This is a genomic window from Streptomyces sp. NPDC002785, from assembly GCF_040295565.1.
Classification (GTDB): domain Bacteria; phylum Actinomycetota; class Actinomycetes; order Streptomycetales; family Streptomycetaceae; genus Streptomyces.
Map to the genome: position 1 here is coordinate 2,110 of NZ_JBEOVN010000211.1, position 10,045 is coordinate 12,154.

The 10,045-nt window shown below is 72.0% G+C and carries 2 protein-coding genes; both read left to right on the forward strand.

Annotated elements, in window-relative coordinates; genetic code table 11:
- The first annotated feature begins 66 nt into the window (after window positions 1–66).
- Window positions 67–7,950 (forward strand): non-ribosomal peptide synthetase, encoded by a 7,884-nt coding sequence (locus ABTZ94_RS31895; protein WP_351206015.1) that lies wholly within the window; start codon window positions 67–69, stop codon window positions 7,948–7,950.
- Window positions 7,947–10,045: non-ribosomal peptide synthetase (locus ABTZ94_RS31900; protein WP_351206017.1), on the forward strand; the 2,099-nt coding region annotated here is incomplete at its 3' end. The genes ABTZ94_RS31895 and ABTZ94_RS31900, both read left to right, overlap by 4 nt.

A 10,045-nucleotide genomic window follows, 5' to 3' on the forward strand; every position in this document is an offset into this window, starting at 1 on the left:
GGCACGTGGAACGACACGACGGCCCCGACCCTCACCGGCACCCTCCCCGAACTGTTCCAGGCCCAGGTGGCCCGCACCCCCTCCAAGACCGCCCTGCTCGGCGACAACGGCGAGAACCTCACCTACACCCAGCTCAACGAGCGCGCCAACCGCCTCGCACGGCACCTGATCAGCCACGGCGCCCGACCCGAACGCGTGGTCGCTCTCGTACTGCCCCGCTCCGTGGAACTCCTCGTCGCGGAACTGGCCGTACTCAAAACAGGAGCCGCGTTCCTGCCGGTCGACCCGGCACACCCGGCCGAACGCATCACCTACACCCTGAACGACGCCGACCCCGTACTCGTCCTCACCCACGACCTGGGGACCCTGCCCGAACTCCCGGACACAACGACCACCACACGAACCGTCCTGCAGATCCACGACCTCCCCCTCCACAACCACGCACCCGACAACCCCACAGACACGGACCGGCTGTCACCCCTGCACGCGGCCCACCCGGCATACGTGATCTACACATCGGGCTCCACAGGACGCCCCAAGGGCGTGGTGGTCTCCCACACCGGCGTCGGAAACCTCGCATCCGCACAGATCGAACGATTCGCAGTCACGGACAACAGCCGCGTACTGCAATTCGCCTCCCCGAGCTTCGACGCGTCCATATCCGAAGTCTTCTCCGCCTGGCTGTGCGGCGCGACACTGGTAACCGCCTCCGCCGAACAACTGCGCCCCGGCACCGACCTCGCCGACACCGTGCGCGAACTGCACGTCACACACGCCACCATCCCGCCCGTCGCACTGGCAGCGATGAAACCCTCGGACCTGCCAGGACTGAGCACACTGGTCGTCGCCGGCGAAGCCGTACCCGGCAACGTCGTCGAACACTGGGCACCGGGCCGCCGCATGGTCAACGCCTACGGCCCCACCGAAACAACCGTATGCGCGACGATGAGCGCCCCACTGACAGGCACACAGCCCCACAGCGTGCCGATCGGAACACCCATCACGAACACCCGGGTGTTCGTACTCGACAAGACCATGCGCCCCGTCGCCCCCGGCGTCACCGGCGAACTGTACGTAGCAGGCACCGGCCTCGCCCGCGGATACCTCAACCGCCCCGACCTGACCGCCGAACGCTTCATCGCGTGCCCCTACGGAACACCCGGAGAACGGATGTACCGCACAGGAGACCTCGTGCGATGGACCCGACCCGGCGAACTGACCTACCTGGGCCGCACCGACGACCAGGTCAAACTCCGCGGCTTCCGCATCGAACTCGCAGAAGTGGAAACAGCCCTCCGAAACCAGAACGGCATCAGCCAGGCAGCAGTGCTGGTCCGTGAGGACCGCCCCGGCGACCGCCGCCTCGTCGCCTACATCGTCAACAACAGCGACACCACCACCGACCCGACAACGCTCCGGGAATCGCTCCGCACATCGCTGCCGGAGCACATGGTGCCCGCCGCGATCGTCACCCTCGAAACCCTCCCGCTGACCGTCAACGGCAAACTCGACCGCACCGCACTCCCCGCACCCACGTACGGCCGGGCCCCGGGCGCGGGCCGGGCACCCTCCGGGCCCGTGGAGACATCGCTGTGCGCGATCTTCGCCGAGGTGCTCGGAGTGGAGACCGTCGGCATCGACGACGGGTTCTTCGACCTGGGCGGCGACTCCATCGTCTCCATCCAGCTCGTCGCCCGCGCCCGCAAGGCCGGGCTCGGCATCACTGCCCGCGACGTCTTCCAGCACAAGACCGTCGCCGCGCTCGCGGAGGTCGCCGAGGCCGCCACCGCGAACGCGACGGAGGACCCGGACGCGGGCATCGGCCCTGTCGACACCACGCCCATCGTCGCCTGGCTATCCGAACTCGGCGGTCCCACCGACCGGTTCAGCCAGTCGATGCTGCTGCGGATCCCCGCCGGAACGCGTCAGGAGCAGCTCACCGAGGCGGTGCAGGCACTCCTGGACCGTCACGACGCACTGCGCAGCAGGCTGGACCGCCGCACCGACGGCTGGTCCCTGGAGGTGCTCCCGCGCGACGCCGTCCGGGCCACCGGCCTGATGCTGCGTGCCGACGCGCGCGGCTTGGCCGAGAGCGGTCTGCGGCAGACCATCGCCCTGCACCACGACATGGCGCAGGCGGCCCTCGCCCCCGAGGACGGCGTCATGCTGCGGGCCGTGTGGTTCGACGCCGGGGACGAGGCTCCCGGACGGCTGCTGCTGGTCGCCCACCACCTCGTGGTCGACGGTGTGTCATGGCGCATCCTCCTCACCGACCTGGCCGCCGCAGGTGCGGCCGTCGCCGCGGGCCGTCGGATCGAGCTCGACCCGGTGCCGACCTCGCTGCGCACCTGGGCGCGGGAGCTCACCGCTCACACGGCCGACCGCACCGGCGAACTGCCGTTCTGGGAGCGGACCCTGACCGGGCCCGACCCCCTGCTGGGCGACCGTCCCGCCGACCCGGCCCGCGACACCATGGGGACCGCCCGGTCGCTGTCGGTGTCGCTGCCGGCCGGAGTGACCGCGGCGCTGCTGGGCGAGGTGTCCCAGGTGTTCCACGCCCGGGCGAACGAGGTGCTGCTGGCGGGGCTGGCGCTGGCGGTGCCGAGATGGCGCCGGGGCCGTGGCCTCGACGGTGACGAGGTGCTGCTGGACGTGGAGGGACACGGCCGGCAGGACGTACTGGCCGGCGTCGACGTGTCGCGGACGGTGGGCTGGTTCACCAGCCTGTTCCCGGTGCGTCTGGACGCGGGTGCGGACGGCGCCGGCACCGCGGTGAAGCGGGTCAAGGAGCAGCTGAGGGCGGTGCCGGACAACGGCATCGGCTACGGCCTGCTGCGCCACCTCGACCCCGGGGCGCGGCCCGTGCTCGCCGCGCTGCCCGTCCCGCAGATCGGTTTCAACTACCTGGGCCGCATGGGCACCGGCGCCGGCCCGGCCGACTGGGCCCCGGCTGCCGAGTCGGACCTGCTGCTGGGCACCGGCATCGCCGACGCGGCGATGGCCGTACCGCACCCCCTGGAGATCAGCGCCGTCGTCCAGGACGGGCAGGGCGAGGGTCCCGTGCTCACCGTCACCTGGGTATGGGCCGAGGGCCTGCTGGACGAGTCCGCCGTCAGGGCGCTCTCGGCCGCCTGGTTCGACGCGCTGCGGGAGATCGCCGCGCACGCGGCCCTGCCCGGAGCGGGCGGCTTCACCCCGGCCGACCTGCCGTTGGTACGGCTCAGCCAGGAACAGATCGACCGGATCGAGGAGACACACCCCGCGCCGTCCGACATCCTGCCCGTCGCGCCGCTCCAGGAGGGGCTGCTCTTCCACGCGATGTTCGACGAGGGCGGACCGGACGTCTACAGCGTCCAGTTCTCCTTCGGCCTGGACGGACCGCTGGACGCCGACGCCCTGCGGACCGCCGCCGAGTCGCTGCTGTCGCGCCACGACAACCTGCGGGCCGCGTTCCGCCTGGACGTCGCGGACCGCCCGGTCCAGGTGATCCCCGCCACCGTGGCTCTGCCCTGGCAGGAGGCCGACCTCAGCGGTCTGGACGAGGCCGCGCAACGGGCTGGGGTGGAGCGGATCCTCGCCGAGGACCGTGCCGCCCGCTACGACCTGTCCGTCGCGCCCCTGCTGCGCTTCACCCTCGTGAAGCTGGCGGGCGAACGCCACCGGCTGGTGTTCAGCAACCACCACGTCCTGCTCGACGGGTGGTCCATGCCGATCGTGTTCGGCGAGCTGTTCACCCTCTACGCCCGGAACATCGGCGCCGACCGCGACCTGCCGCGCGTCACCCCGTACCGCGATTACCTGTCCTGGGTCGACGGGCAGGACCGCGCCGTGGCCCTGGACGCCTGGCGGAGCGCGCTGGACGGGGTGGAGGAGCCGACGCTGCTGGTCCCGGACGACTCCGGGGCCCGGGGCACGGGCCACGAGGCCGAGGTGCCGCGACAGCTGCCCTTCGAGCTGTCGGCGGAGCTGACCGCGGGACTCCAGGAGTGGGCCCGCCGGTCCGGACTGACGCTCAACACCGTGGTGCAGGGCCTGTGGGCGGTGCTGCTGGCCCGGTCGACCGGGCGGGACGACGTGGTGTTCGGCGCCACCGTCTCCGGCCGGCCGCCGGAGGTGCCCGGCATCGAGTCGATGGTGGGCCTGTTCATCAACACCGTGCCGGTGCGGATCACCGTCGACCCGGCGGAGACCGTCACCACCCTGCTGACCCGTGTGCAGGCCGCGCAGAGCGGGCTGATGCCCCACCAGCACGTGCAGCTCTCCGAGATCCAGGGTCTCGTCGGCATCGGTGACCTCTTCGACACCCTCACCGTGTTCGAGAGCTATCCGATGGACGCGGCGGTACTGGAACTCCCCGGTACCGGGCTGCGGGTGTCCGACGTCGACGGCGCGGACGCCACGCACTACCCCGTCACCCTCGCGGCGCTGCCCGGGGTACGGCTCCAGCTGCGACTGGAGTACGCTCCGGGCCGCTTCCCGCAGGACCACGCGCAGGCCCTGGCGGCCCGGCTGACCGGGCTGTTCGAAGCGGTGGCCCAGGACCCGGACCGTCCGGTCGGCCGACTGGACGTGCTGACCGCGAAAGAGCGGGAGACAGCGCTCGCCGGCGGGAACCCGCTGATGCACCCGGTGCCCGGACACCCCGTCCAGACACTGCTCGAAGGCCTGGCCGCCCGCACGCCCGACGCGACCGCCGTCGTCTTCCGCGGCACCACGCTGACCTGCTCGGAGCTCAACGAGCGGGCCAACCGGCTGGCCCGGCTGCTCATCGGGCGGGGCGTCGGACCGGAGCGGATCGTCGCGCTCGCGCTTCCGCGCGGCGCACAGGTGCTGGTCGCGATGTTCGCGGTGCTGAAGGCCGGTGCCGCCTTCCTGACGGTGGACCCCGGGCTCCCGGCGGACCGCATCGCCTACCTGCTCCAGGACGCCGCGCCGGCGGTGGTGCTCACCGACGGCGAGGTGGACGCCCGCTGGGCGGCCGACGGTCTCGGCGCGGGCATCGGACGCCTGGTGCTGGACACGGAGGAGACCGGCCGGGAGCTGGCCGCCGCCGGTCCGGCGGACGTGGTGGACAGCGACCGCACCGCGCCGCTGACACCCGCCGCCGCGGCATACGTCATTTACACCTCGGGCTCGACCGGCCGCCCCAAGGGCGTGGTCGTGCAGCACCGCAACCTGGTCAACCTGTTCCACAGCCACAAGGAGACGCTCTTCGACCGGCACGCACGGGCCGACGGCCCTGCCGGCCGCTTCCGGGTGGCCCTGACGGCCGTGTTCTCCTTCGACACCGCCTGGGACGGCGTGCTGTGGATGCTCGACGGCCACGAACTCCATCTGATCGACGACGACACCCGTCGCGATCCGGAGGCTCTGGCCGACTACATCGACCGGGAAGGCGTCGACTTCCTCGACCTCACCCCGGCGTTCGCCCGGCAGCTGGTGGAGGCGGGAATGCTGGCCGATGGCCGGCACCACCCGGCGGTGCTGATGCTCGGCGGCGAGGCCGTCGGCCCCGACCTGTGGTCACGTCTCCGCGCCGCTCCGCACACCACCGCGTACAACTTCTACGGCCCGACCGAGGCCACCATCGACACGGTGTTCCTGCCTCTGTCGGAGAGCGAGAAGCCCCTGGTGGGCCGACCGGTACGCAACACCCGGATCCATGTTCTCGACGGACACCTGCAGCCTGTCCCGCCGGGGGTGACCGGTGAGCTGTACCTCGCGGGTGACCAGCTGGCCCGCGGGTACCTGGGACGCCCCGGCCTGACGGCCGGCAGCTTCGTGGCCAACCCCTTCGGGGAGCCCGGCTCCCGCCTGTACCGCACCGGCGACCTGGTGCGGGCCACGGCGGACGGGCTGCTGGAGTACCGGGGCCGGACCGACGATCAGGTCAAGGTCCGCGGTTTCCGCATCGAGCTCGGCGAGATCGAATCCGCGCTGACCGCCGGTCCCGACGTGGCCGCGGCCGCCGTCGTGGTCCGTGAGGACACCCCCGGCGTCCGCCGGCTGGTCGGTTACGTGGTCCCGGCCGCCGGTGCCGCCCCGGAGCCCGCCGTGCTGAGGGAACGCGTCGGGCGGACCCTGCCCGAGTACATGGTCCCCGCGGCCGTCGTCCTGCTGGACGCGCTGCCGCTGACGGCCAACGGCAAGCTCGACCGCAAGGCGCTGCCCGCACCGGACTTCTCGGCACAGGCGACGGGCCGTGCGGCGGGCGACCCGGTCGAGCAGGCGCTGTGTGCGCTCTTCGCCGAAGTGCTCGGACTGCCCGAGGTCGGTGTCGACAGCAGCTTCTTCGACCTCGGCGGGGACTCCATCGTCTCCATCCAGCTCGTCGCCCGCGCCCGCGCCGCCGGCCTGGTCTTCTCCCCGAAGGACGTCTTCACGCACCGGACCGTAGCCGCCCTGGCGCCCGTGGTCCGCGAAGCGCAGGACGCCCCCGCCGAGGACCCGGACGCCGGTATCGGCGCTCTGCCGGCCACCCCCGTCATCCGCTGGCTCCAGGAGCATGGCGGGGCCACCGAAGGTTTCGTTCAGTCGATGCTGGTGCAGGTGCCGGCCGGACTGGGCCTGGAGCACCTGACCACAGCCGTCCAGGCCGTGCTGGACCACCACGACGCGCTGCGGATGACCGTGACCCGCGGCGGGGGCGACACGCCCTGGTCGCTGGAGATACCCGCCCGCGGCAGCGTCCCGGCCACCGAGGCCGTGGTCCGTGTTCCCACGGGCGGCTTCACCGGTGCGGACCTGGAGGCTCTGGTCGCCGCCGAGGCGGAGGCCGCCTGGCGCGGACTCGACACGGCCGCCGGACGGATGCTCCGGGTGGTCTGGTTCGACGCCGGGCCGTCGGCCCCGGGCAGGCTGCTGATCACCGCCCACCACCTGGTCGTCGACGGCGTGTCCTGGCGGATCCTGCTCCCGGACCTGGCTGCGGCCTGGCAGGCCGCAGCCGACGGCGGACAGCCGAGCCTGGCACCGAACGGAACCTCTTTCCGCCGCTGGGCGGAGCGCCTCACCGAGGCCGCCGCCGAGCGGGAGGACGAGGCGGAGCTGTGGCTGGAGATGCTGTCCGAGGAGGAGGCACCTCTCGGCGGACGCCCGCTCGCGGAGTCCGACACCGCGGCCGGAGCACGCTCGCTCACCCTGACCCTGCCCGCCGACCGCACCGAGCCGCTGCTCACCGGCGTCCCGGCCGCGTTCCACGCAGGGGTCGACGACGTGCTGCTCACCGGACTCGCCCTGGCCGTGTCCCAGTGGCGCCGCCGCCGGGGCCTTGGCGAGGACGGAGCCGTCCTCGTCGACCTGGAGGGCCACGGCCGCCAGGACGTGGTCGGGGGCGCCGATCTGTCCCGTACGGTCGGCTGGTTCACGACCGTGTACCCGGTACGGCTCGACCCCGGGCAGCTCGACCGGGACGAGGTGAGGGCCGGCGGCGCGGCACTGGGACGCGCCGTGAAGCGGGTCAAGGAGCAGCTGCGAGCCGTGCCGGACCACGGCATCGGTCACGGCATGCTGCGCCACCTCAACCCGGCCACGGCCCCCCTGCTGGCCGAGTACCCGGACCCCCAGATCGGTTTCAACTACCTCGGGCGCATCGGTGCTCCGGGCGCCGAGGGCCAGGACTGGGCCATGGCACCGGAATCGGCGGCCCTGACCGGAGCCGCCGCCGGCGACCCGGACACCCGACTGGCACACGCCATCGAAATCAACGCTCTGGTCAGGGACCTTCCCGAAGGCCCGGAACTGAACGTCACCTGGACCTGGCCCGACGGGCTGTTCCCCGAGCGGGACATGCGCGATCTGGCGGACAACTGGTTCGACGCCCTGGAGGCGCTGGCCCGGCACGCCGCCGCACCGGAGTCGGGCGGCCACTCGCCGTCGGACATGCCGCTGGTGAACCTGTCGCAGGCACAACTCGATCTTCTGGAAAGCACGTGGAGGAAGTCGTCATGAATGGTGCGGGACTTGAGGACGTCCTCCCCCTGTCGCCGATGCAGGAGGGCATGCTGTACCACGCCCTGCTCGACGAGCAGGAGCTCGACGTATACGGCGGTCAGATCGCCTTCGACTTCGAAGGCGCCCTGGACGTGGCGGCCCTGAAGACGGCCGCCGCCGCCCTGCTGCGGCGGCATGCGAACCTGCGCGCCGGTTTCCTGCACGAGGGTTTCGACAAGCCCGTGCAGATCATCCCCCGCGAGGTGGAGCTCCCCTGGCAGGAGATCGATCTGACGGACGTGGCGGCAAAGGACGAGCCGCACCGCCTCGAGGCGCTCATGGGCGCCGACCGTGCCCAGCACTTCGACCTGACCGCGCCGCCGCTGGTGCGCTTCACCCTCGTACGGCTCTCGGGCCGGCGGTTCCGTTTCGTGCTGGCGAACCACCACATCCTGCTCGACGGCTGGTCGATGGCGATCATGCTGCGGGAGCTGTTCGTCCTGTACGCGCAGGGCGGTGACGGCACCGCGCTGCCGCGGGTCACGCCGTACCGCGACTACCTCGCCTGGGCCGCCGCCCAGAACCGTGACGAGGCGGCGAAGGCGTGGGGCCGGGCCCTTGCCGGGGTCGAGGAGCCCACCCTGCTGGCCCCGGCCGCCCCGGCCGCGGCCACCGAGCCCCCGCACTACTACCACCACGAGCTCTCCGAGGAGCTGACCGCGGCCGTCACGGCCCTGGCCCGCCGTCACGACCTCACCGCCAACACCGTGGTGCAGGCCTCCTGGGGCGTCCTGCTGGGCCGTCTCACCGGCCGGGACGACGTGGTGTTCGGCAGCACTGTCTCCGGCCGCCCGCCGGAGATGGCCGGCATGGAGAACATGGTCGGCCTCTTCATCAACACCCTGCCGGTCCGCGTCCGCCTGGACGCCGCACGGCCCGTCGCCGACCTGCTGCGCCGTCTCCAGGACGAGCAGTCGGAGCTGATGGACCACCAGCACTACGGCCTCTCCGACATCCAGTCCCTCCTCGGCGGCGGCGAACTCTTCGACACCATCACCGCGTTCGAGAGCTACCCGGTCGACACCGACGGCTTCTCCGAGCCCGTCGACGGCCTGCGCGTCACCGGCGTGCACACCACCGACGACAACCACTACCCGTTCAGCCTGGCGATCCTCCCCGGCGAGCGGATGCGGCTGCGCATGGGCTACCGCCCGGATCTGTTCACCGCCGGGCATGTGGAGCTCATCGGCCAACGACTCCAGCACATCCTGGAGAGTTTCACCGATGCCCCCGAGCAGCTCCTGGGCCGCCTCGACGTACTCACCGGTGCGGAACGGGAGCGGCTGCTTCAGGCCTGGCGGGGTGCCCGGCCCGCGGTGCCCGCCGCGACGTTCCCGGCGTTGTTCGAGGCGCAGGTGGCCCGTACTCCGGATGCGCCTGCGGTCGTGTCCGACGACGGTTCGCTGTCGTACGCGGAGCTGAACGAGCGGGCCAACCGGCTCGCGCACCACCTCATCGGGCGGGGTGTGGGTCCGGAGCGGATCGTCGCCGTGCTGCTGCCGCGCTCGGTGGACATCATCGTGGCCCGGCTGGCGGTGATGAAGGCGGGCGGCGCGTATGTGCCGGTGGACCCGGACTACCCGGCCGACCGGATCGCCTACATGATCGAGGACGCGGGACCCGTGCTGGTGGTGACGACGGGTCACGAGGCGGACCGTGTGCCCGAGTCGGTGGCCGCCGGCCAGGTGCTCCTGGACGATCTGGATCTGGACGCCGAGCCGGTGACGGATCCGGTGGACGAGGACCGGCCGACGGGGCTCGTCATGGGCCATCCGGCGTATGTCATCTACACGTCGGGTTCGACGGGACGCCCGAAGGGCGTGGCGGTCTCGCACCAGGGACTGTCGGCCTTCGCGACGGTGCTGGCCGAGCGGTGTGCCGTGGGTCCGCGAAGCCGGGTGCTGCAGTTCTCGTCGCCGAGCTTCGACGCGTCGGTGCTCGAACTGTGCATGAGTCTCGTGTGGGGTGCGGCGCTGGTGGTTCCGCCGCCGGGTCCGCTGGCGGACGAAGCACTGGGCCGGGTGCTGGCGGACCGCGGGATCACGCACGCACT